The following is a 22800-nucleotide window of genomic DNA, read 5'->3' as shown; positions in this document are numbered from 1 at the left end:
CGCAGGCGAGACCGGCTCCTCGACACCGGAAGAACGGCGCGCGAACAGGACAGCGCGACCCATCCACCCTCACGCGCCGACTCGTCAGTCGTGCGAGGCCGGGTCCGCGACGTCGACGCGTCCCATGACCCGGAACAGCAGGACCAGGGACGGCAGGATGAGGATGCCCGCGGCGCAGGCGACGCCGACGAGCACGGCGAGGGTGGCGTGCGGTGCCGCCGCGTCCTCGACCGGCAGGTGGGTGCCGAGGAGGTAGGGGTACTGGGAGACGCCCCAGCCGCTGACGATCAGCGCGACGGCCGCCGCCGCTGTCGCACGCAGACCCCGGGTCCGCTCGGCGCGCAGCAGGGCCAGGCCCAGCAGGCCGCAGAGCACCGCGAGCAGGGCGAGCGGCAGGGCGCGGTGGCTGAGCTGGTGGAACAGGCGGGGGGCGTCCGCCCGCAGGACGAAGATCCCCGCGATGCTGACGGCGCCGGTGACGACGCCCGCCGCGAGGGCACGGTCGCGGAAGTACCGGGACAGGCGCGGGTCCCCGTGCCGCCGGGCGGCCACCGTCAGGTAGGTGGCCGCCAGGTAGGCGCAGGCCAGCACGGCGAGCACGCCGCCGAGGGCACTGGTCGGGTTCAGCCAGCTCGTGACGGGGTCCCCGTCGCCCCGGGTGGGCACGCGCCCGGAGGCCAGGGCGCCGGCGATCGAGCCGAAGCAGTAGGGCGTCAGCACGGAGGAGAACGCGAACGCGGCGCCGTACACGCGCTGTTCGGGCGTGCGGATCGAGGCTTTGCGGAAGGCGAAGCCCGCTCCGCGCAGCACGATGCCGAGCGCGGCGATCCCCAGCGGGAGGTAGAGCGTGGAGGTCAGCGCGGCGAACGCCGGGGGGAAGCCGCTCCACAGCATGACCAGGCAGTAGATCAGCCAGGTGTGGTTCGCCTCCCAGACGGGGGCGAGGGAGTCGTCGATCAGGTGGCGGGGTTCCCGGCCACGGCCGGCCCCGCCCGCGATCAGGTCCCAGAACCCCGCCCCGAAGTCGGCGCCGCCCAGGACGCAGTAGGCGATCACCCCGATGAAGAGGAACACCGCGACCAGGTCCGCCATGTCAGGACGCCTTTCCCGTGGTGGTCCCGGCGGGGCGTTCGGGACCGTAGGGCACGGACACGCTCTCGTCGCCCTGCTGTCGCCAGCGCCGCGTCATGGACCGCAGCACCCACAGGGCGGTGGCGCCGACGGCCAGGTAGAGCAGGAGGACGGCGCCGAAGAAGGGCCACAGGTCGCCCCGGGTGGCCACCGCGTCCCGGGTCAGCAGATGGCCGACGACGATCCAGGGCTGGCGGCCGACCTCGGTGACCACCCAGCCGCTCTCCAGGCAGAGGATCGCCACGGCCCCGCACGCGGCGGCGGCCCGCAGGAACCAGCGGTCGGTCGCGAGCGTGTGCCGGCGGCGCCACCACAGCCAGGCGAACCAGAGGGCGACGGCGAGCATGAGGAACGACGTGCCGACCATGATGTCGAACGCCCAGTGGACGACGTTCGCCTGCGCGTCGGTCGGCCGGACGTTTGCCGGGACGGCCTCCAGTCCCTTGATGGTGGTCGAGGGCTTGAAGCCGGCCAGCAGGGACGCCATGTCAGGGATCTTGATGCCGTAGCGCACCTTGCCGTCGATCAGTACGCCGCCCAGGGTCTCGGGGACGTGGGAGCCGGTGTCGGGCAGCAGTTCGAGGGCCGCGAACTTCGCCGGTTCGTCGTCGAAGACCTGCCGGGCGATGGTGTCGCCGACGATGATCTGCACCGGCAGCGCGCAGGCCGCGGTGACGAATCCGGTGAGGAAGCCGACCCGGTGGTAGCGGTCGCGCCGGCCGCGCAGCATGCCCACCGCGTAGACGCCGGCCACGACGAAGCCGGCGACGATGTACGCCGCGATCAGCATGTGCCAGAACTCCAGCCAGAAGGCGTCGTTGAAGAACACTTCGACGGGCCGGACCGCGACCACCTTGCCGTGCTCGACGGTGATGCCGCCTGGCTGGTTCATCCAGGCGTTGGCGGCGACGACCGAGGCGGTCCCGCCGACGCCGGCCAGGGAGACGGGCACCCCGGTCCAGAAGTGCGCCCAGGGCGGCATCCGGTCCCAGCCGTAGATGTAGAGGGCCACGAAGATGGCCTCGAGGAAGAAGAACAGGCCCTCGATCGCGAAGGGGAAGCCGAAGGCGGAGCCGTAGTCGCCCATCAAACGTGGCCAGAGGATGCCCAGTTCGAAGGAGAGGACGGTCCCGGTGATGGCGCCGACCGCGAACAGCACGGCGGCCACCTTCGACCAGCGGCGGGCGAGCAGCAGCGCCTCGGCGTCGCCCTTGCGCAGCCCTCGCCAGTGCGCGACCAGCATGAGGGTGGTCAGGGCGACGCCGAACGGCACGAGGATGATGTGGAACCCGAGGGTGAAGGCCATCTGCTCCCGGGCGGGCAGCAGCTGCGCGGGGTCCGCGGCGGCCAGGGCGGGCAGGTGGGCGAGCGCGCCGGCTGTCGTCATGACCGTCAGTCCCCGGCGCTGGGCGCGACCCGCACCCTGATGTTCTTCATCAGGGGCTGGTTGCTCTGCTCGCTGTAGTCGCTCGCGGCGACCAGGACGTTCATCTCCGGCATGTACCCGGCGGCGCAGCCCCTGGGCATGCTGTACTCGATCGCCGTGTACCGCTCCAGGTGCCGCGTACTGCCGTCACGGGCGGTGGCGGTGATGTCGACGAGGCTGTCGGGCTTGATCCCGCGGGCGCGCATGTCGTCGCCGTTCATGAGGATGAGGGTGCGCAGGTTGCTGATGCCGCGGTAGCGGTCGTTGTCCGAGTAGATCGTGGTGTTCCACTGGTCGTGGCTGCGCATGGTCTGCAGGATGAGCACGTCGTCCCGCGGCGGCGCCTCGGGCAGCGGCGCGGCGGAGAACTCGGCGCGGCCGGACGGGGTGAGGAAGACCAGTTCCCGGGCGGGCTGCTTGATGCGGAAGCCGAGCGGCAGCCGCACCCTGCGGTTGAAGTCCTCGAAGCCGTCCAGGACCTTCGCCATGGTGTCGCGGATGCGGTCGTAGTCCTCGACGTACGACTCCCAGGGCGTGGTGCTCTCCGGGAGGGTGGCCCGCGCCATGCCGGCGATGATGGCCGGCTCGGACAGCAGGTGCGGGGAGGCGGGCTTCTTCATGCCGACCGACAGGTGCACCATGCTCATGGAGTCCTCCACGGAGACGGACTGCGGGCCGCGCCGCTGGTGGTCCTTCTCGGTGCGGCCGAGGCAGGGCAGGATCAGCGCCTTCCTGCCGTGCACGAGGTGGCTGCGGTTGAGCTTGGTGCTGACGTGCACGGTGAGTGCGCAGTTCCGCAGCCCCTGGGACGTGTACGCGGTGTCCGGCGCGGCGAGGACGAAGTTGCCGCCCATGCCGACGAAGACCTTCACCCGACCCTGGTTCATGGCCTCGATGGTGTCGACCGTGTCCATGCCGTGCTCGCGGGGCGGGTCGATGGCGCAGACGTCGGCGAGCCGGTCCAGGAACTCGGGCCGGGGCCGGTGGTCGATGCCGCAGGTGCGGTTGCCCTGGACGTTGCTGTGCCCGCGCACCGGCGAGGGGCCGGCGCCCTCCCGGCCGAGGTTGCCGCGCAGCAGCAGGACGTTGACGATCTCGCGGACGGTGTCGACGCCGTGCTCGTGCTGGGTGAGGCCGAGGCACCAGCTGATCAGGGTGCGGTCGGAGCGGGAGTAGATCCCGGCGGCCTCGAGGATGTCGGCGCGGGTGAGGCCGGACTGCTCCTCCAGTTCCTCCCAGGGGGTGGCCTCGCACAGCTCGCGGTAGGCCTCGAAGCCGTGCGTGTGGCGTTCGATGAACTCCTTGTCGAGCGCCTTGGGGTCGGCGCGGCTCTCCTCCAGGACCGCCTTGGCGATGCCGCGCAGCAGGGCCATGTCGCCGCCCGCGCGGACCTGGAGGTTGAGGGTGCTGGTGCGGGTGGCCTTGAACAGGGCCATGTCCGTGAACTCGTGCGGCACGATCGTGCTGGTCGCCGCCGCCTCGACCAGCGGGTTCACATGGACGATCTGCGCGCCCCGGCGGTAGGCCTCGGCGAGCGCGGTGAGCATGCGGGGGGCGTTGGAGGCGGCGTTGACGCCCATGACGAACAGGGCGTCGGCGGTCTCCCAGTCCTTGAGGTCGGCGGTTCCCTTGCCGGTGCCGAGGGCCGCCGTCAGGGCCCGGCCGGAGGCCTCGTGGCACATGTTGGAGCAGTCGGGCAGGTTGTTGGTGCCGAACTCGCGGGCCATGAGCTGGTAGAGGAAGGTCGCCTCGTTGCTCAGCCGGCCCGAGGTGTAGAAGGCGGCCTCGTCGGGGCTGTCCAGGGCTCGCAGTTCACGGCCGACGAGGGCGAAGGCGTCCTGCCAGGTGATGGGGACGTACCGGTCGCTCGTCTCGTCGTAGACGAGGGGCTCGGTCAGCCGGCCCTGGTCCTCCAGGGCGAAGTCGGACCACTCTGACAGCTCGGAGACGGTGTGCCGGGCGAAGAAGTCGGCGCCGACCCGCTTGGCGGTCATCTCCCAGGTGACGTGCTTGATGCCGTTCTCGCAGATGTCGAGCTTGAGGCCCTTGGTGTCGTCGGGCCAGGCGCAGCCCGGACAGTCGAAGCCGCCGTTCTCGTGGTTCATCTTGAAGATGGCCCGCGGCCCCTCGAACAGCGCCCGTTCCTTGATCAGCACCCGGCCGACGCTCTTGGCGGCGCCCCAGCCGGCCGCCGGGTGGTGGTAGGAGCGGTGGGCCGGCCGCTTGTCGTCGGCCGGTCCGTCGCCGCCGGTGGCCGAGCGGCCGACGGGGCCGTCCTGCGGGTTCGGCGTCGGGTCAACATCGGATGCGGTCATGTCGTGCGCTCTCTCTGTCGAAACGGGCCGTGGTGCGTCGGAGGGGTCGGAGACGGGGGCTGGGACGGCTCAGAGCCGGAGCGGGACGGCGGCCGGGCGGGCCGGCGCGCGCAGCCAGGTCGCCGCCAGCGCCGCGGTGACGAGCACGGCGGGCACCAGCGGGGCTCCGGGGCGCAGCCAGCGGTAGGCGGCGCCGTCGGCGGCCGCCCCGGCGATCAGCGAGGCCACGATGCCGACGCTGCGGGCCTGGAGGCGTCCCCGGGTGGCGAACGCCGTGACGGTCGAGGTGAGCAGGCCCGTCAGGTAGGCGGTGGTGATCTCGCCGCCGGCGGTGACCCGGACGCTGCCGTTCTGGCAGCCCATGGCGACGGCCGTGAGGAACAGCAGCAGGGTGCGGGCCGCGCCGTGCGGTGCCATGTGCCAGCCCAGCCAGCCGCTGACCACCAGCCACAGCAGCAGGGCCTCCAGGAGCAGGCCGCCCCGGATGCCCGCGCCGCGGAGCCGTCCCCGGCCGGCCGCCACCAGGCCGCCGGCCGCCGCCCCGGCGACGTAGCCGAGCAGGGCTACGGCGACGAGGCGGGCGGCGGCCAGGTGGGCGTTGCCCAGGTGCAGGCCGAGGAGGGCGGAGTTCGCCGTGACGACGCTGGTGAAGACGCCGCCGAGGGCGAGGAACCCGAAGGCGTTCGCCGCCCCGGCCGCGAGGGTCAGCAGGTGCCGGGTGGCGCCGCTCCGCCCGGGCCACGGGGGTTGGGCGGGTGTTGCCGCGGTCACTTGGCGAGGAACTCCAGCAGGGCGGCGTTGACTTCATCGGGATGGGTCCAGGCGATGTTGTGCGGGCCGCCCTCGACCGTCACGAAGGTGAGGTCGTCGATCAGGCCGGGCAGCCGCTTGGCGGTGTTCTGGTACGGCAGGATCCGGTCCGCGTCCCCGTGCACCAGCAGCGTCGGCACGTCGATCTTCGGCAGGTCTTCACGGAAGTCCGTGAGCCAGGTGTCGACGCACGCGTAGGCCGCCCACGCCGACGCCGCCACCGCGACGTTGAAGCTGTTCTGCCACGCCTGGTCGCTGATCCGCGTGCCGGCGTACATGTCGACGTTGTAGAAATTGTCGAGGAAGTCCTTGAAGTACGCGGGCCGGTCCTTCAGCACGGCCGCCTTGATCCCCTCGAACACCGACGCGTCCACGCCCTCGGGATTGTCGTCGGTCTTCAGCAGGAACGGCGGGATCGCGCCCAGCAGCGCCGCCTTCGCCACCCGCTCCGACCCGTACCGGCCCAGGTACCGGGTGACCTCACCCGTCCCCATCGAGAACCCGACGAGGACGACGTCCCGCAGGTCCAGGTGCTCCAGCAGCACCTTCAGGTCCGCCGCGAACGTGTCGTAGTCGTACCCCACCGTCGGCTGACTCGACCGGCCGAACCCCCGCCGGTCGTACGTGATCACCCGGTACCCCGCCTCCAGCAGCACCCGCTCCTGCTTCTCCCAGGAGTGCCCGTTGAGCGGATATCCGTGGATCAGCACCACCGGCCGGCCGTTTCCGTGGTCCTCGTAGTACAGCTCGATCGCACCGCTGTTCTCCCGCCCCACCGTCACGAACGGCATCGCAACCACTCCCCATCGTCGAGTCCTGGGGCTCAGCCTCCCAGCCGTTCAGCGGCCCCGCATCACATGAACGTGCGAGGGTCCGCAACGGGAGGGATCCGCCTCATGGGGTCGGCCGTCGCACGTCACAGGGCCGGGGCCGACCCAGTGGGTCGGCCCCGGCCCTGTCAGGCCGAGGTGGTCACGCGTCGGCCGGGTGCACGGTCAGCAGGTCCGTCAGGTCGATCCGGGCCAGGAACTCCCGGCGGATGCGGTCGGCGACCTCGGAGACCTCTTCGGAGCCGTCGTTCGCCGGGTCGATGTGCACACGGTAGGGCCGGTGGCCCTCGGGCAGGGCCACGATGCGGGCGATCTCGTCGGAGACCAGTGAGGCCTCCGCACCCTCGGGGGCGAGGGCGGCGAGCTTCTGGGAGACCTGCTCCATCAGCCCCGCGTACTTGGTCTCGTACTCCGCCTCGACGGCCTGGTCGGCCGGGTGACCGGAGTGGGCGAAGTGGTTGGTGCCGCTGGTGAAGGAGCCGGGGACCACGATCGAGGTCTCCACGCCCCAGCGGGCCAGCTCGCCGGCGTAGGTGACCGCCAGGGAGTCCATCGCCGCCTTGGCGGCGAAGTAGGGGCCGAGGTAGGGCGGGGTCCCGCCCTTGACGCTGGAGCTGGAGACCCAGACGACCAGCCCGCGGCCGGCCTTGCGCAGGTGCGGCAGGACGGCGCGGTTGACGCGCTGGGTGGACAGCACGTTGATGTCGAAGAGCTGGTCAAGCTGCTCCGGCGTGAAGGCCTCGGACGGGCCGGTGACCATGTGACCGGCGTTGTGGACCAGGACATCGATGCGGCCGTGCTCCTCGATCACCTGCTTGACGGCGGCGTCGACGGATTCCTGGGAGTTGACGTCCATCTCGACGGCGCGCAGGTCCACGCCGTGCTCCTTGGCGTAGTCTGCGGCGGCCCGCACCTGGGGCGCGTTGCGGCCGGTGGTCTCGCGCATGCCGGCGTAGACGGTGTTCCCCGTGTCGGCGAGGGCGCGGGCGGTCAGGGCGCCGAAACCGCTGGACGCGCCGGTGATGACGACGATGTTGCTCATGGCAGTCTCCTTGACCACGGAAGTGGGCTGTCGGGGGGCGGAGGGGCGAGCGTGGGGGGAGAGTCAGGGGGCGGGCCCGGCGGAGGGCCGAGCGGGGTGGAGCCGCGGGCTCAGGCGATGCCGCCGTTGGCGTAGAGGGTCTGGCCGTTGATCCAACGCGCCGGGCCGGCGAGGAAGGCGATGGGCTCGGCGATGTCCTCGGGGGTGCCCAGCCGCTCCAGTGGGGCGGCCTTGGAGAGGTTGTCGAGCGCCGCCTGGTCCTTGCCCTCGAGGAACAGGGGGGTGGCGGTGGGGCCGGGGGAGACCGCGTTGACGGTGATGTCCTTGCCGCGCAGTTCACGGGCGAGCACCAGGGTCATCGCCTCGACCGCTCCCTTGCTCGCGGCGTAGGCGCCGTAGGTGGGGAACTGGAGCCGGGTGAGCGACGACGAGACGTTGATCAGGGCACCGCCGCGGCGCAGGCGCCGGGCCGCCTGCTGGGAGACGACGAACGTGCCGCGGATGTTGGTGCGGTGCATGCGGTCCAGGTCGTCCAGGTTCAGCGTGGCGATCGGCGACAGGAGCATGATGCCCGCGGTGTTGACCACTACGTCGATGCCGCCGAACTCCGCCTCGACGGCGTCGAAGGCCGCGGCCATGGCGACCTCGTCGGCGACGTCCCCGCCCACCGCGATCGCCTTGCCGCCGCGGGCCTTGACGGCCTCCACGGCCTCGTCGGCCTTGGCCTTGTTGCCGGCGTAGTGCACCGCGAGGGCGAAGCCGTCCTTGGCCAGGCGGTCGACCACGGCCCGGCCGATGCCTCCGGTACCGCCCGTGACCAGCGCGACGCGGGTGTTCGTTTCCGTCATGGTGACCAGTCCTTCGTATGTGTGGCAGCGTGTCCGATCCCACGGACTACATCGGCGATGTCGCCGTTGCGTTATCGACGATAACAGCGGATCGGAATGATGGCAACACTTTTCCGTGAGCATCGATAACAGCGCCGAGCGGCCGGCTCTTGGGCCCTCGGCACCTAGCCAGTCTTTCCGCCGCGGCACAGGACTCACCATCGAGCAGGCTTGACTGTCGGCATGTGGCTTGCCCTGACATGACGTGGGGGTTACCCCACTTGACGACTTAAGGTTATGTCATATGGCGGACATAACCTTCGACATGTACTCCAATGTCCCACCACTGAACGACGGACTAGGATGCAGTTCATGAGTGAACCTCTGCGAGCAGTGCTCGGAGAAGACCAGGCCATCGTTCGGGAGGGCATCGCCCACATCCTGCGCAGTGCCGGCATCACCGTCGTCGCGGCCATGGACAACGCGGTGGAGCTGGTCCGCGTCGCCAGGGAACAACGCCCCGACGTCGTGATCACCGACATCCAGATGCCGCCGAACCTGAACGCGGACGGCCTCCAGGCCGCTCAGGAGATCCGTACCGCGCAGCCGGAGACGGCTGTCATCGTGCTCTCGCAGTTCCTCGACGCTTCCTACGCGCTGGACCTGGTCGGCGACGACGCGCGAGGCGTGGGTTATCTCCTCAAGGAAAAGGTCGCGAGCCCCCAGGTCCTCACCGACGCCGTCGAGCGGGTCGTCGCCGGGGGGTCGGCCCTCGACCCCGACGTCATCGCCACGCTGGTCGGCCGGAAACGCACGCAGGACCCGCTGGCCGCGCTGACGCCGAAGGAACGGGAGGTACTGGCGCTGATGGCCGAGGGACACTCCAACACCGGCATCGCGAGCCAGCTGTTCGTGACCGTCCCCGCGGTCGAACGTCACGTGACGGGGATCTTCATGAAGCTCGGTCTCAACCAGGCCACATCCAGCCGGCATCGCCGGGTGCTGGCCGTCCTGCGCTACCTCAAACAGTAGGGCTCTCGGCCCCGGTCTCGGGCGGTGGGCGGAAGATGCCCCGGAGATCGGCGTCGAACAACCGGTCCTTGGCGATGAAGGACTCGATTCCCGCCTGCTCCAGTTCCTCCGCGGACCAGAACGACTGCTCGGTGGAGGTGAGCACGACCCGGGGCGGCCGGTCCTCCTCGCGCAGCATGCGCGCGACGGCCACGCCGTCATGGTCGGGAAGATGCAGGTCGAGCAGCAGTCCGTCCGGGCGGTGGGCACGCACCGCCGCCAGAGCCGACGCGCCGTCCTCCGACTCCGCGACGACGTGCAGACCGCGCGCCGTCAGCAGCAGCCTCGCGATGCGGCGGAATCCTGGGTCGTCGTCCACGACCACGATGTTGACGGACATGCTCACCAGAATGCCTCGTGCTCCGAGTGATGAACCATAGGGGCAGCCCCACGTTACCGCTCGGCGCGGCACGGGGGATTTCCGCACATGCGCGGTCCGTGGCGCCCGGGGCGGAGCACCGGGCACAGCGAGCCGGTGTCACCGTCGGCGGTCCCGATCCCGGCCTTGGGGTCTCCCCACCTCCGCGGGGCGGGGCCGGTGGGGACGGCTCCATCGCGGCGCGGGCGAGCGGCGGCCATCCTGGTGGACGGACGTACTCCCTTCCCCTCCGGACGGCAGATGCGAGCATGCTGCGAATTCCGAGAATCTCCTTGCTGTGGGTGGTCTGTGCCCTGGTGGCCCTGTGGCTGGCGGTCGTCTGCTACTTCATCCACGAAGAAGGCGGCGGGGCCCCGGCCGACCGGGGGGCGGGGAGCACCGGCGCGCTGGCGACCGCCGCGACGGCGGCCGTCCGGGACCGGGACACCGCCGCCTTCCAGCGGCTGTTCGAACCCGACAGCGTCGGCCCCCGGTACGCGAGCCAGTACTTCACCCGGCTCTTCGTCCGGCCGGTCGCCGGCCTGCGCCTGACGGCGGAGTCCTACCAGGACCTCCGGTACCTGGTCCTGCGCGGTGAGCGGGGCGACCGTACGGTCTGCTCGGCCTGGACGATCCAGCGGGACGGCGCCCGGAGCGTCCTGAGCGGCGTACCGCCCCTGGCCGACGTGTGCGGCGCGAAGGCGTCCGCGGGCGGTACGCCAGGCGCCCGCGTGGACGTTCGATGACGCCGTCCCGCGGCCCGGTATCCGCACCGGGCCGCACCCGCGTTCCCCCTATTCGCCGCCGAGATCGGCCAGGTGCAGCTGACCGCGAGAGGTGATGCCGAGCTTCGGGAAGATCTGGCGAAGGTGCTGGCCCACGGTCCGGTGGGAGATGAACAGGCGGGTGCCGATCTCGCGATTGGTCATTCCGGTCGCCGCCATTCTGGCGATCTGCAGTTCCTGCGGGGTGAGGCTGTCCGCGGTGGACGGTGTCGGCCGGCCGACGGCTTCACCCGCCGCGCGAAGTTCGGCCCGCGCGTCCTCGCCGAACGCGGTGACCCCCAGCGCGTCGAAGCTCTCCACGGCCGCCCGCAGCGGGCGACGGGCCTCCAGGATGCGGCGTCGGCGCCTCAGCCAGCGGCCGTAGGCCAGCAGGAGCTGTGCCCGGTGCAGCGGCCAGTTGGCCAGCAACCGGTTGTCCAGGGCCCGCCGGTAGAGCGGCTCCGCCTGGTCGTCGGCGACGACGAGGGGGTGGGTACAGGTGGCCATGGCCACCAGGAACGGAGCGGTCGTCTTCTCTGCCAGCGCGGTGAGCCGTGCGTGATGGCGTTCCGCCTCGTCCTTGCGGCCGGTGCGGACCGCTGCCTCGACGAGGTCCGCGATGCCCCAGTAGCCCACGAACGGGTGGTAGGTGATGTCGGCCGGGTCCAGCACCCGCGCCAGCTGCTCGTACGCGTCGTTGTACTGCTTGCTGACCATGGCGTGGCGCCCTCTGGCGAACTGGGCGAAGCCGAGGATCGACTGCGCGCCCACCGAGAGCAGTTCCGCCTCGGTGGTGCGGATGAGTTCGTTCGCGGTGTCGAACTCGCCGCGCTCGCTGGCGAGGGTGGCCAGAGCCAGGTCGGCGACGTACGCCCAGCGCGGCCGGCCGGTGTCACGGGACAGTCGCCGCGACTCGTCCGCCGCGGCGCGCGCCAGCCGGTGCTTGCCGAGGGGGATCGCCGCCCACGCCTGGGACGCGAGGGCCTCGCCCAGCAGTCCGAGGCGGCCCTGCTGACGCAGGCCGTCGACGGCCGCGCCCAGGTAGGGCCAGGACAGGTCGAACCCCCAGATCGCGGTCAGGGAGGCACCGAGCGCATGCTGCTCGGCGGGGTCGTCCACGGCCCCCGGGGCGATCCGGCTCGTCCTGTCGATGACCCAGGCCGCTTCGCCCACCGGGTCCGCGCAGGCGGCGATGGACAGGGCCATCGGTTCGCTGTCGTCCCGCTGCAGGCGCCGTGCCGCCTTCACGACGAGGCCGCGTGTCTCCTCCGTCGGGTTGCCGTACCAGCACCCGATGGACAAGGGCCACAGTGCTTTGAGCGCGAGCGCGGCACCGGCGGAGTCGGCGCCGGCCAGCTGGTCCGCCACGTCGGCGAAGGCCCGTACCCGCTCGGGGCTGAACCAGCTCTCCTCGTCGAGCGCCTCTGTCCACAGGGTGAGGCGGAGCCTTTCCTCCCTGCCGAGTTCGGCGGATTTCGCCTCGGCGAGCTGCCCGCGTGCCGTGACGGCCTCGCCGAGCTCGAAGTTGATCTCGGCCGAGCGCAGCAGCAGGCGGCCCCGGTGTGTCTGCGGACGGCTGCGCAGGGCCGCCTGCCACAGTGCCTCGGCCGCGGCGCGCGGAGCACCCCGGGTCAGTGCCCTGAAGGCGGCTTGTTCGAGGTCGAGCGCCACATCGTCGTCCGGTCCGGGGGTGGCCGCCGCACGATGCCAAGCCCGGCGTTCGTGATGTCCCGCCAGCGCCTTCGCCAGTGCCGCGTGCGCGCTCAGCCGTCCGGAGGGGGTGGCCGCGTGGTAGACGGCGGAACGGATCAGGGGGTGCCGGAAGCGGACCTCGTGCCCCAGTATCTCGATCAGCCCGGCGTCGACGGCCGGCTCCAGCGAGGTCACCGAGAGGGCCGTGCCGGCCAGGATCTCCGCGGCCCGGAGGATCTCGGCGAGGTCGCCTCCGTCGTCGGCGGCGGCGATCAGCAGCACGGTCCGGGTCGGGCGGGGCAGTTCCGAGGCACGGGAGAGGAAGGACCGCTCCAGGCGACGGGTGATGGGCAGCCAGGGCAGCAGTGTCCGCGGGACGCTTCCGTCCCCGGGCAGCGCGGCCGGCAGTTCGACCAGCGCCAGCGGGTTGCCGGCGGCCACTGCCAGGAGCCGTTGGCGGACGGATTCAGCGAGTCGCGGCGCGCGTTCCCGGAGCAGCGCGGCCGCCGCGTCGTCGTCGAGCTTGGTCAGCTGCATCTCGGCCAGACCGGCTTCGTTCAGCATGGTGTCGTGGCCCTCGCGCACGGCCATGAGCATGGCGACCCGCTCCCCTTCGAGCCGTCTGGCGACGAAGGCGAGGACCTCGCTGCTCGGCCTGTCGATCCACTGGGCGTCGTCGATCAGCAGGACGACAGGGGCCTCGTCGGCCAGGCCGCTGATCAACTCCAGCGAGGCGAGTCCGACGGAGAACATCTCGGGGGCCACGCCGTCGGCCATGCCGAATGCGGCGAACAGTGCCTGCCGTTGGCGGGGCAGCAGGGACGAGGCGTGATCGAGGAGGACCGGATTGAGCAGCTGGTGGAGTCCGGCGAAGGGAACGGACGCCTCGGACTGCACGCCGAGCGCCGACAGGGCACGGCCGCCGCGCGTGACGGCGGCTTCCCGGGCGGCGCGCAGCAGCGCGGTCTTCCCGATGCCGGCCTCTCCACGAAGCAGCAGGGCACCGCCCGATCCTTCGAAGCCGCGGGAGACGAGGTCCGACAGCAGCCGCAGCTCGGCCTCACGCCCGTACAGCATGTCCCCGTCCAATGCCCTCACCACCAGACCGGCCGCACCCCCCACGAACGGGTGAGCGCCTGGCGCCTCACCCCGGCCCGCCTCTTCGCGGCTGAGAACCGCCCCCACCGATCACCAGAAGTTAGCACGTGCCCTGGGGCGGACCGGAGGTCACGAAGGCCCCTCCCCAGGCGCAAGGGGGGATATGGAGGGAGGCGGTCGTGGTCTGCGCCTCAGGGCCTTCCGGTCAGCGGTCGAAGGGGCCGGTGCCGCCGACGTCGCCCGTGCTGTACGTGTATCCGCCACCGGCGTATGGTGATCTCCGCAACGCCGTGCCGACGCGGGCCCCCTGGGCGGACCGCGGGCCGGCTCGCGGATCACGCCGCCCCTCCGCAGAGTGGCGAGGGGCCGACGTATCCGGTCGATCGACGTCGCGCCCCTTCACCGGCACCGGCCGCTTCCTTCCAACGGTTCCGGCCGCCCAGGGGGATCGAGGCGTCCGCACGTCATGGAGGCGACGGGCATGGAATCCCTCTCGGCCGCGGCGGACTCGTTGGCCCGGGTGACCGCCAACTTCCGGCAGTACCTCATGGGATGGGGCCTGGAGGAGCGGACCGAGGAAGAGGCGGAGGTGTTCCGCAGCGGTCTGGCCCAGCCGCAGTTCAACGGCGTCGTCCGGCTGCGGTCGCTGGACGCCGCCGAAGAGGCCATGGCGTCCGCGCGGGCCCGGCTCGCGGGCGTGCCCTGGTGGTGGTGGGCCGGTCCGGACAGCCCGGCGGACACCCCCCGGGTGCTCACCGGACTGGGGGCCGCGCCGCTGGGGTCCGTACCGCTGATGGCCCGGACCCTGGACCGCGTGGAGAAGACCGGGGAACCGCCCGCCGGCCTGCGGGTCGAGGAGGTCGGGGACCACGACCGGCTGACGGAGCTGGTGCGCACCTACAGCGCCTCGATGGGCGTCTCGCCGGGGCTGGAGGCCGACGTGGTCAACGCCGAGGAGAAACGCCCCGACAACGCGGACATCGTGCGTCTCGCCGCGGTGCTGGACGGCCGGGTGGTCGGTACGACCGTCGTCATCATGGCGCACGGAGTGGCCGGCATCTTCCTCGTCCACGTCGCCCAGGACCACCGCCGGCTCGGCATCGGCGGCGCGCTGACCAGTGCGGCGCTGCGAGCCGGGCGGGAACGGGGGATGCGGCTCGCCGCGCTCGGGGCCAGCGCGATGGGCGAGCCGCTGTACCGGCGCCTCGGTTTCGAGACCGTGGCCGAGTACCACCTCTTCTCCGGACCGGCCTGAGCCCCCCGCCTGGCTAGGCCTCGTCGCCGCCGATGGCGTCGCGCAGCGCCGCCCGCCTGGTGATGCCCAGCTTCGGGAAGATCTGGTACAGGTGAGTGCTGACGGTGCGCGGCGAGACGTACAGCCGTTCGGCGATCTGCTTGTTGCTCAGGCCCGAGGCCGCCAGCCGGGCGATCTCCAGTTCCTGAGGGGTCAGGGTGGCCACGCCGCGGGCGTCCGCGGCGGTCCGGGTGGCCTCGCCCGCGGCCCTCAGTTCCCGCTCCGCGCGGGCCGCCCACGGAACGGCCCCCAGCTTCTGGAAGGCCGTGTGCGCCAGTCTGAGCTGGACGCGTGCCTCGGTCGCCGCCCGGGAGCGGCGCAGCCGTTCTCCGTACAGCAGCCGGATCCGGGCGGTGTCGAAGGGCCATGCGTCGGCCGTGGGCAGCGTCAGGGCCTGTTCGAACAGCCTCGCCGCCGCCTCGTCGGGGGCCACGACGGCCGCGCAGGCCGCCGCGAGGACCGCCACGCGGGAGGCGAACAGCCGCTGCAGCCGCTGCCCGAGCGGCAGCACTCGGGGGAGGGACCGGGTCGGGCCGCGGCGCGTCTCCTCCAGGGCCTGGGGCAGTTCGAGCAGGGCGAGCGGATTGCCCTGGGCGGTGTCCAGCACGCGGACCCGCGTCTGCGGGTCGAGACCGGGGAACCGTTCGGTCAGCAGGTGGCCGGCAGCCTCGTCGTCCAGGGGCCGCACCGTCAGCTCCGGGAGTCCGGAGACGTCGAAGTAGCCCGGCGAACCGGTCCGGAAAGCGGCCAGCAGCCCGGTCCTGCTGCCGGCGAGCCGGCGCGCGGCGAAGCTCAGGACCACCGCGCCGGCACGGTCGAGCCAGGGCACGTCGTCGAGGACCAGCAGCAAGGGTGTGCGGGCCGCCGTCGTGCGCAGCAGCATCGTCACGGCACCGCACAGCAGGAGCCGGTCCGGCGCGGGACCGGTCTCGAAGCCCAGCGCCACCCGTACCGCTGCGGCCTGCTCGTCGCCCAGTCCGGCGAGGTGATCGACCAGCGGGAGCAGGGCCTGGTGGAGTCCGGCGTGGCTGACCTCCGCCTCGAACTCGGTACCGGTCACGCGCAGCACCGTCGTCCCCGACGACCGGGCGGTCTCGGCGGTCGCGTCCAGGAGCGCGGTCTTCCCGACACCGGGATCGCCGGACACCAGCAGCGCGCCGCCGTCCGTCCGGGCGCGGTGCACGAACTGCCGCAGGGAATCGGCCTCCGGGAGGCGCCCCACCAGGGTTTCGGGCTGCGCGCCGGGCTGTTCCACGCCCGAAGTCTGCCCCAGGGGCCGGGGAGCATCAAGGCGGGCTTGCCCGGCAACGCACCGACTGCGGAGGTATGGGCGGCCGACACCGCTCGCGGGGAGAATCCCGCGGCATCGGCAGGACATCACGCAGGAAGTGATGTCAAGGTTGTTCCGCGACCTCACATCATCCGTAAGGCAGCACACTCACCTTCACTGAGGCCGCGGAGTCACTGTTCCGGAAGGACACCATGCCCGTACATCGCATCGGTCTCGTCGTCCACCAGGGGCGGGCCGCCGCCCGCGAGGCGGCGCGTACCGTGCACAGCTGGAGCGAGGCCCACGGCATACCGTGCACCGACATCGATGTGTGGGCCGAGGACCACCACCGCCGGGGCGGACGCGAGGAGGCCGCGGCCGCCGGCCACCCGGATCTCGTCGTCACCCTCGGCGGCGACGGCACCTTCCTGCGCGGCGCGCGGATCGCCGTCAAGAGCGGTGCCCGGGTGCTGGGCGTCGACCTGGGCAAGGTCGGCTTCCTCACCGAGGTGCCCGTGCACGGGGTGAGGGCCGCCCTCGACGCGGTCCATCAGGGGCACGCCACCGTGGAGGAGCGGATGACCCTCACCATGCGCGCGTCCCGGCCCCTGGAGATCCCGCCGCGGCTGGAGGCCCTGCTGCTCTACGGACGCGGCCCGGCGCTGCCCGCCCCGCGGGTCCGGCCCGAGAGCACCGAGGGCGACGGGTGGGGCGTCCCCCTGGACGTCAACGCCCTCAACGACGTCGTCCTGGAGAAGCTGTCCCGTGACCGCCAGGTGAGCGTCGGCGTCTACATCGCCGGCCGGCTGCTGGCGTCCTACTCGGCCGACGCGCTGGCCGTCGCCACCCCCACCGGGTCCACCGCCTACAGCTTCGCCGCCGGCGGTCCCGTCCTCTCCCCGCACATGGAAGCGGTCGTCTTCACCCCCATCGCGCCGCACATGACCTTCGACCGCAGCATCGTGGTCGCGCCGGACGAACCCGTCGCCCTGCGGGTCCTGCCGCACTCCGGACAGGCCGCGGTCAGCGTCGACGGCCAGCTGCGCGGGGTCCTCGACCCCGGGGACTGGATCGGCGTCTTCCGCGCCCCGGACCGCGTACGGCTCATCCGCCTGCACCCCACCGACTTCTACGGCCGGCTCAGGGACCGGTTCCGCCTCACCGACGCCCCCGCCACGGCGCAGGACGGGCCGTCCGCGCCGTTCTTCCGGCCCGACACGCCCGTCCCGCCGGACCTCGCGGGCCTGCGCCTGCCACCGCCGCCGGCCGTCCGGTGAGGCGCTCCGCGTGGGCGGCGGCCGAGTGGCCGCGGCCCGCGCGAGGACGGCCACGGCCCGCGAGACCGGGAGGTGGGCGGCCACGCGGTACGCCGGCCCGTCACACGTCCGCCACCCACGGAAGCAGCCGGGCCGCGTTCCGGGTGGTCAGCTCGCGCCAGGTCCCGGCCTCGGGCTGCGGTGCCGCGTCGACGGAGGCGACCTGGGCGAGGGTGCCGGCGGCCGGGGTCCAGCAGTAGTCGCTGCCGTAGAGGAGCCGGTCGTGGCCGAAGGTCCGCGTCAGGGCCGGCACCTGGTGCGGGAAGGGGGTACCGGCCATGTCGAACCAGAGGGCGCGCAGCTGCTCCTGCACGGGGGGACCGTCGGCGGACCCGACGCCGAACACCGTGCGGAACAGCTCCATGCGGTCGGTGAGCAGCGGCAGCGCGCCGCCCCCGTGGGTGAAGATCCACCGGATGCGGGGGTGACGCCGCAGGACTCCGGAGAAGACGAGGTCGGAGACGGTGCGCGCGGAGTCGAAGAGGAATTCGAGCATCGGGCGGGGCCGGTCCAGCGAGACGTGCTCGTGGCAGGGCGGCGAGGTGGGGTGGACGAACACGACGGCCGCCCGGCTGTCGAGTTCCTGCCAGAGGGGTTCCAGGCGCGTGTCGCCCGGATAGATGCCGGCGGCGTTCGTCTCCAGGGCCACCCCGTGGCTGCCGAGGACGTCCAGGGCGTGAGCGGCCTCGGTCAGCGCGCCGTCCACGTCGGGCAGGGGGAGGGACGCGAAGTGCCCGAACCGTCCGGGGTGCGCGCGCAGCACGTCGGCCGCGAACTCGTTGACCTCGCGCGTCAGTGCCCGCGCGGCGCGGTCGTCACCGAAGTGGGTGCCCGGGGACGAGATCGACAGCACGCTGGTCCGTATCCCGGCGGAGTCCATCAGCTCCAGGTGCTCGGCCACCGACCAGGCCGGGTAGCCGCGCATGCCGTCGGGTTGCCGGTGTCCGGCCGCCTGGGCCGCCTCGACGTAGGCGGGTGTCACGAAATGGGCATGGACGTCGACCAGGGGTTCCGCTGAGACGTGCACGAGTCCTCCGTTCATCGGGATGCGGGCCGCTGCGGGGGCCTGCGGACGACTGGTAGCCGGGTGCGGTGCGGCAGCCATGGGGCGGGCCGGCCGGACCGGCTCCGTCTCGGCGACCGGAGGCACGGGGTCCGGCCGTCTCACGCCGCAGGAGCGGGAGACCGCCTCGCTCGCCGCACGGGGTCCGGCCGACAGGCAGATCGGCACGCGACTGTTCCTGTCCCCGCGCCGCGGGACGCGGACGACGCATACGGCGCCGCATCCGGCCTGGGGGCGGGCACGCGGCGGGGGTCGTCCCCCGCTCGGCACGGGGCGGGGGACGACCCCCGCCCCGCACGGGCCGGGTGATCGCCCCCGCTCCGCAGGGGTTCCGGTGGTGCGAGTACGGCGGTCAGCGCTCGCTGTCGAGCGTCGCCATCATCGGGGCCGCGTACCGCTCACCGGCCGCCGCGCCCGCGGGCACCGCCTTCTCGATCTCGGCCAGTGTCTCCGCGTCGAGGCTGAGGCCGGCGGCACCCAGCGACTCCGCCAGCCGCTCCCGGCGCCGGGCGCCCACCAGCGGCACGATGTCCTCGCCCTGGGCGGCCACCCAGGCGATCGCCACCTGGCTGGTGGTGGCCCCGAGGCGCTCGGCCACCCGGCCCAGCGCCTGGACCAGGCGCAGGTTCGCCTCCAGGTTCTCGCCCTGGAAGCGCGGCGAGTGGGCGCGGAAGTCGTTCCCGCTCAGCTCGCGCGAGGGCGACCAGTGGCCGCTCAGCAGGCCGCGGGAGAGCACGCCGTACGCCGTCAGGCCGATGCCCAGCTCCCGCAGCGTCGGGATGATCGACTCCTCCGGGCCGCGCGAGAGCAGCGAGTACTCGATCTGCAGGTCGCTGATCGGAGCCACGGCGGCGGCGCGCCGGATGGTGTCGGCGCCCAGCTCCGACAGCCCGATGTGCCGGATGTAACCGGCCTGGCGCATCTCCTCCAGCGCGCCGACGGTCTCCTCCACCGGGATCTGCGGGTTGAGGCGGGCCGGGCGGTAGATGTCGATGTAGTCGGTCTCCAGGCGCCGCAGCGAGTAGGCGAGCCGGTCCTTCACGGCCTCCGGCGACACGTCGTAGGGGACCGGCTGGAAACTGCCGTCGGGAGTGCGGCGCGAGCCGAACTTGACGCTCAGGACGACGTCCTCGCGCCGTCGTTCGCGCAGGGCACGCGCGATGAGCATCTCGTTCGCGCCCGAGCCGTAGAAGTCACCGGTGTCGATGAGGTTCAGGCCCGCGTCGATCGCGGTGTGCAGGGTCGCGATGCTCTCCGCGTCGTCGGCCGGACCGTACAGGTCGGACATGCCCATGGCGCCCAGGCCGATGGTGGAAACCTCCGGGCCCGACAGGCCCAGCTTGCGCCGAGTCACGGTCATGACGGTTCTCCTTGTGCGAGGAACGGTGTGTGGGAGGGGTGGTGCTTTCGAGGTGCGTGCGCGGCACGGTGCGTGTTCCCGGGTCGGCGGACAGGGCGCCTCCGTACCGCGGGTGGTCGTGGGACGGTCCGGTTCACAGGCGGTCGAGCAGGCCGGTGACGCCCATGCGGCGGGCCAGGCGCAGCCGCAGTTCCTCGGCGGCGCCGTTGATGATCTCGGCGCCGTAGTCGGAGCCGTCGGCGACGGTCCGGCGCGGCCGCCGGCCCACGGGCAGTCCGACGACCCGGACGACCTCGTCGGCGACGATCTGCGGGTCGGCGCTCACACCGTCGACCATCATCCGCTCGGTGTCCTCGCCCATCGAGGCGAGGAACGGGGCGATCTTGTCGTATGCGGCCGTGCGCCCGGTGTCGGCGGGGAAGGCGGCGTTGGCGAAGTGCGCGGTGCCGTGGGTGAAGACGCCGGGCATCAGGATCGTGGTCTCGATGCCGTAGGCGGCGACGTCCCAGGCGGTCGACTCGGCGAAGGCGTCGAAGGCGGCCTTGGCGGCGGAGTAGGGGGCGAGGAAGGGCGGGATGGCGCGGGTCGTGCCCGAGCCGATCCACAGCAGCAGGCCCGACTCCTGGCGGCGCATCACCGGAAGAACGGCCCGGTTGACGCGGAGGGCACCGACGGCGTTGACGTCGAAGGCGCGCAGCACCTCCTCCGGGCTGAACGCCTCGGTCACACCGACCAGCAGGTGGGCGGCGTTGTGGACGACGACGTCGAGGCCGTCGGCCTGCCGCACGACCTGTTCGACGGCCGCCGAGGCGGACTCCTCCGACAGCACGTCGAGTTCGATGACGGACAGCTCGCCCGGCGCGTCCTTGGTCTGCGCGAGCAGCGCCTGGGCCTTCTGCGCGTTCCGGCCCCCGGGATCACGCATCGAGGCGAAGACGCGGTGCCCGGCCCGGGCGAGCGAGACGGACGAGAGGGCGCCCATCCCGGTGCCCGCGCCGGTGACGAGGACCGTCTGCGCCTGGGTGTTCTGGGGTGCAGGGGACACGATCTTCCTCCTTGACTGCGACCACCTCCGAGCCGTGGCCCACCAGGGGGCCTCCTCGGTGATCGGCGATCACGTATTTGATACATCGACGATAACAACAGCATCGATCACGGTCAACCGTTATCATCGATTGCATGACAGCAACCGAGACGATGCCGCAGCCGCGCGAGCGGATCCTGCGGGCAGCGGCGGACCTGCTGGCCGAAGGCGGACGGGAAGCGGTCTCCACCCGTTCCGTCAGCGCGGCCGCGGGCGTACAGGCCCAGACCATCTACCGGCAGTTCGGTGACATGCAGGGGCTCCTCGACGAGGTCGCGCAGCGGGGCTTCGCCTCCTACCTCGCCGAGAAGCAGGCCAACCTCGCCTCCGGTGACGCGGTCGAGCAACTGCGGCACGGGTGGGACCTGCACGTGGCCTTCGGGCTCGCCAACCCGGCCCTCTACCGGCTCCTGTACACCGACCCCCGGCCGGGCGAGGGCGCCACGGCCATGGGCAAGGCGTACGACATCCTGCTGCAGCTCGTCACCCGGGTCGCCGAGGCGGGCAGACTGCGGATGAGCGTCGAGGCCGCGGCCGCGATGATCCACGCGGCGGGCATCGGCGTGACCGTGACACTGATCAGCGCGAGCTCCGCCGGACTGCTCGCCGAGCACGAGGGCCTGTCGGAGAACACGCGGGACGCCGTCCTCGCGGCCCTGATCGCGGACGAGCGGGACACCGGTGCGGCCGAGTCGCGCGCCGACCGTGGTGCCCGGCACGCCGTGGCGCTCAAGGCCCTGCTCGACGAGGAGGACTTCCGGCAGCCCTTCACCCCGGGCGAGCACCTGCTGCTCACGGAGTGGCTCGCCCGCCTGACCGGCAGGCCGGGCAGCGGCGGCGACTAGGCGGACGGCCGTCACCGCCCGCTCGGAGTTCGTCATATGAGGTCTCCTCACCGGGGTGTCCGCCGCACGTACCGCCGTCCAGGCGGTCGCTACGAGACCTCATGCTGCCGTGGGCCCCCGGGCGGCGCATCACACAGGTGAGTGATAGTGACATCACTATCGGAGTCATGTGTCTGAGGTGAAGGCCGGGTGCTGACTGCTTCGGTCGCACCCACGCCTCCCACAGGAGCGAGCGGCGCCCGGCGGGCGGTTCCCGCGCGGGCCGGGAGCTCCACGTCCCGGCCCGGCCGGCTCAGGCAGCCGCCCCGTACACCTTGCGGGCATGCCGGGCGTAGGCCTTCGGGCCCACGACGGGCATGATCAGCCGGGGCACCAGCGGAGCCGTCGACAGCATGAGCTTGACGACGTCAGGGTCGGCGTACGAGGCGAGCATGCCGAAGACGATGGGCAGCTTGCTCTTCGGCAGCGCGTTGATCGCGTGGTCGCCGAGCTGGTGCCACTCCTTGGCCGTCACGTACTCCGGGACGATCGGCAGGACGTCCTTCTCCTCTATGCCGAGGTGCTCGGTCAGCAGACTCCCCAGCCGCTCCAGGGAGCCGGCGAGCCGCTCACCCGACTCCTTCTCCGGCTGCGCCCGCCAGACCGCCAGCCGCTGCGCCGACTCGGCGAGCAGAGCGGCGATCTCCTCGTGCTGGCTCTCCAGGACGGCCACCGCGTCACCGAGCCGATCGCCCGCACGATCCAGGAGCTTGGGCCACAGCAGCTCGTCCTCCCCTTTGTGGTGCAGGTGGAGGAACTCCTCGATGAGCCGGGCGTGGTCGGCGACGACGGCGGCCCGCTCGACGTCACCGGGACCGACCTCCCTGACCAGTCCCGGGAGACGGGCATAGCTCTGCCGGAAGGCCTCGTGGACCACCAGCATGTCTCGGACGTCGGCGCGGTCGGTGGATGTGTGGGGCATAACCAATACCTACTCAGGGAGTGTCAGCAAATGGAGTTCTGTGTCGCGGCGTTGTGATGCATGACGGCCGGTTGACAGTGACATGAGTCTAGTGGAGTTTAGTGGCACACCATCCCTTGTCATATTGACTCTTGATGAGTGTCATGTCGTCGCCGAGCGTTGTGACTGCTCCGACAGCGGGGCGGCGCGCCGACCCACCGCGCTCCGGAACGGGTGGAGCCGTCGGCTCCCCATTCACCTCCG

General features: G+C 72.0%; 19 protein-coding genes. 5 read left to right on the top strand and 14 right to left on the bottom strand.

Annotation, left to right across the window (positions count from 1 at the left end; translation table 11 throughout):
• Nucleotides 1–84: 84 nt before the first annotated feature.
• The 7 genes from OO52_RS15800 to OO52_RS15770 form a co-directional block, all read right to left on the bottom strand.
• Entirely contained in the window at nt 85–1092 is a 1008-nt protein-coding gene (locus OO52_RS15800; RefSeq protein WP_030644532.1) for a cytochrome d ubiquinol oxidase subunit II, read from the bottom strand.
• A gap of 1 nt (nt 1093) precedes the next feature.
• Nucleotides 1094–2518, bottom strand: coding sequence for a cytochrome ubiquinol oxidase subunit I (locus tag OO52_RS15795; protein WP_030644531.1), 1425 nt, complete (start codon nt 2516–2518; stop codon nt 1094–1096).
• Between the two features lie 5 nt (nt 2519–2523).
• Nucleotides 2524–4872, bottom strand: coding sequence for an FdhF/YdeP family oxidoreductase (locus OO52_RS15790; RefSeq protein ID WP_030644529.1), 2349 nt, complete (start codon nt 4870–4872; stop codon nt 2524–2526).
• Nucleotides 4873–4941: 69 nt separating this feature from the next.
• On the bottom strand, nt 4942–5643 hold the full coding sequence (locus OO52_RS15785; protein WP_030644527.1) for a DUF1275 family protein: 702 nt from the start codon (nt 5641–5643) through the stop codon (nt 4942–4944).
• The gene (locus tag OO52_RS15780; RefSeq protein WP_030644525.1) at nt 5640–6473 is read right to left on the bottom strand and encodes an alpha/beta fold hydrolase; all 834 of its coding nucleotides are present in this window, start codon (nt 6471–6473) and stop codon (nt 5640–5642) included. The genes OO52_RS15785 and OO52_RS15780 overlap by 4 nt, the downstream gene beginning before the upstream one ends.
• A 181-nt stretch (nt 6474–6654) precedes the next feature.
• The gene (locus tag OO52_RS15775) at nt 6655–7554 is read right to left on the bottom strand and encodes an SDR family oxidoreductase (RefSeq protein WP_030644523.1); all 900 of its coding nucleotides are present in this window, start codon (nt 7552–7554) and stop codon (nt 6655–6657) included.
• Between the two features lie 110 nt (nt 7555–7664).
• Nucleotides 7665–8402, bottom strand: coding sequence for an SDR family oxidoreductase (locus OO52_RS15770; RefSeq protein WP_030644521.1), 738 nt, complete (start codon nt 8400–8402; stop codon nt 7665–7667).
• A gap of 351 nt (nt 8403–8753) precedes the next feature.
• On the opposite strand from OO52_RS15770, the gene OO52_RS15765 reads away from it, so the two are divergent.
• Nucleotides 8754–9413, top strand: a complete 660-nt coding sequence (locus tag OO52_RS15765) for a response regulator transcription factor (protein WP_030644519.1) — start codon at nt 8754–8756, stop codon at nt 9411–9413.
• Here the strand turns inward: OO52_RS15765 and OO52_RS15760 are convergent.
• Nucleotides 9403–9792, bottom strand: a complete 390-nt coding sequence (locus tag OO52_RS15760) for a response regulator transcription factor (RefSeq protein ID WP_048910283.1) — start codon at nt 9790–9792, stop codon at nt 9403–9405. The genes OO52_RS15765 and OO52_RS15760 overlap by 11 nt on opposite strands.
• A 287-nt stretch (nt 9793–10079) precedes the next feature.
• Between OO52_RS15760 and OO52_RS15755 the strand changes: the two genes are divergently transcribed.
• Nucleotides 10080–10556: a hypothetical protein gene (locus OO52_RS15755; protein ID WP_196946713.1), complete on the top strand. Its 477-nt coding sequence runs from the start codon at nt 10080–10082 to the stop codon at nt 10554–10556.
• 48 nt (nt 10557–10604) lie between these two features.
• Here the strand turns inward: OO52_RS15755 and OO52_RS15750 are convergent, their stop codons facing one another.
• Nucleotides 10605–13343: a helix-turn-helix transcriptional regulator gene (locus tag OO52_RS15750; protein ID WP_030644507.1), complete on the bottom strand. Its 2739-nt coding sequence runs from the start codon at nt 13341–13343 to the stop codon at nt 10605–10607.
• A gap of 502 nt (nt 13344–13845) precedes the next feature.
• Here OO52_RS15750 and OO52_RS15745 point away from each other — a divergent pair.
• Nucleotides 13846–14619: a GNAT family N-acetyltransferase gene (locus OO52_RS15745; RefSeq protein WP_231408398.1), complete on the top strand. Its 774-nt coding sequence runs from the start codon at nt 13846–13848 to the stop codon at nt 14617–14619.
• Nucleotides 14620–14632: 13 nt separating this feature from the next.
• Here OO52_RS15745 and OO52_RS15740 read toward each other — a convergent pair whose 3' ends face one another.
• Nucleotides 14633–15913 (bottom strand): helix-turn-helix transcriptional regulator, encoded by a 1281-nt coding sequence (locus tag OO52_RS15740; RefSeq protein WP_030644502.1) that lies wholly within the window; start codon nt 15911–15913, stop codon nt 14633–14635.
• Nucleotides 15914–16140: 227 nt separating this feature from the next.
• Between OO52_RS15740 and OO52_RS15735 the strand changes: the two genes are divergently transcribed.
• Nucleotides 16141–17205: an NAD(+)/NADH kinase gene (locus OO52_RS15735; RefSeq protein WP_030644500.1), complete on the top strand. Its 1065-nt coding sequence runs from the start codon at nt 16141–16143 to the stop codon at nt 17203–17205.
• A gap of 100 nt (nt 17206–17305) precedes the next feature.
• Here the strand turns inward: OO52_RS15735 and OO52_RS15730 are convergent, their stop codons facing one another.
• The 3 genes from OO52_RS15730 to OO52_RS15720 all read right to left on the bottom strand — a co-directional run bounded on the left by OO52_RS15730 (nt 17306) and on the right by OO52_RS15720 (nt 20712).
• Entirely contained in the window at nt 17306–18271 is a 966-nt protein-coding gene (locus OO52_RS15730) for an amidohydrolase family protein (protein ID WP_420711390.1), read from the bottom strand.
• Between the two features lie 388 nt (nt 18272–18659).
• Nucleotides 18660–19667 carry an aldo/keto reductase gene (locus OO52_RS15725; RefSeq protein WP_030644496.1) on the bottom strand — a complete coding sequence of 336 codons (1008 nt, stop codon included), beginning with the start codon at nt 19665–19667 and terminating at the stop codon, nt 18660–18662.
• Between the two features lie 133 nt (nt 19668–19800).
• Complete coding sequence (locus tag OO52_RS15720) at nt 19801–20712, bottom strand: SDR family NAD(P)-dependent oxidoreductase (RefSeq protein WP_037629047.1); 912 nt, start codon at nt 20710–20712, stop codon at nt 19801–19803.
• Nucleotides 20713–20846: 134 nt separating this feature from the next.
• Between OO52_RS15720 and OO52_RS15715 the strand changes: the two genes are divergently transcribed.
• Nucleotides 20847–21596, top strand: a complete 750-nt coding sequence (locus OO52_RS15715; RefSeq protein ID WP_030644491.1) for a TetR/AcrR family transcriptional regulator — start codon at nt 20847–20849, stop codon at nt 21594–21596.
• A gap of 292 nt (nt 21597–21888) precedes the next feature.
• On the opposite strand, the gene OO52_RS15710 is transcribed toward OO52_RS15715, so the two are convergent.
• Nucleotides 21889–22557: a hemerythrin domain-containing protein gene (locus tag OO52_RS15710; RefSeq protein WP_030644489.1), complete on the bottom strand. Its 669-nt coding sequence runs from the start codon at nt 22555–22557 to the stop codon at nt 21889–21891.
• Nucleotides 22558–22800: the final 243 nt, after the last annotated feature.

The organism is Streptomyces flaveolus, from assembly GCF_000716535.1.
Lineage (GTDB): Bacteria > Actinomycetota > Actinomycetes > Streptomycetales > Streptomycetaceae > Streptomyces > Streptomyces flaveolus_A.
This window is presented reverse-complemented; position numbering and strand designations above follow the sequence as displayed.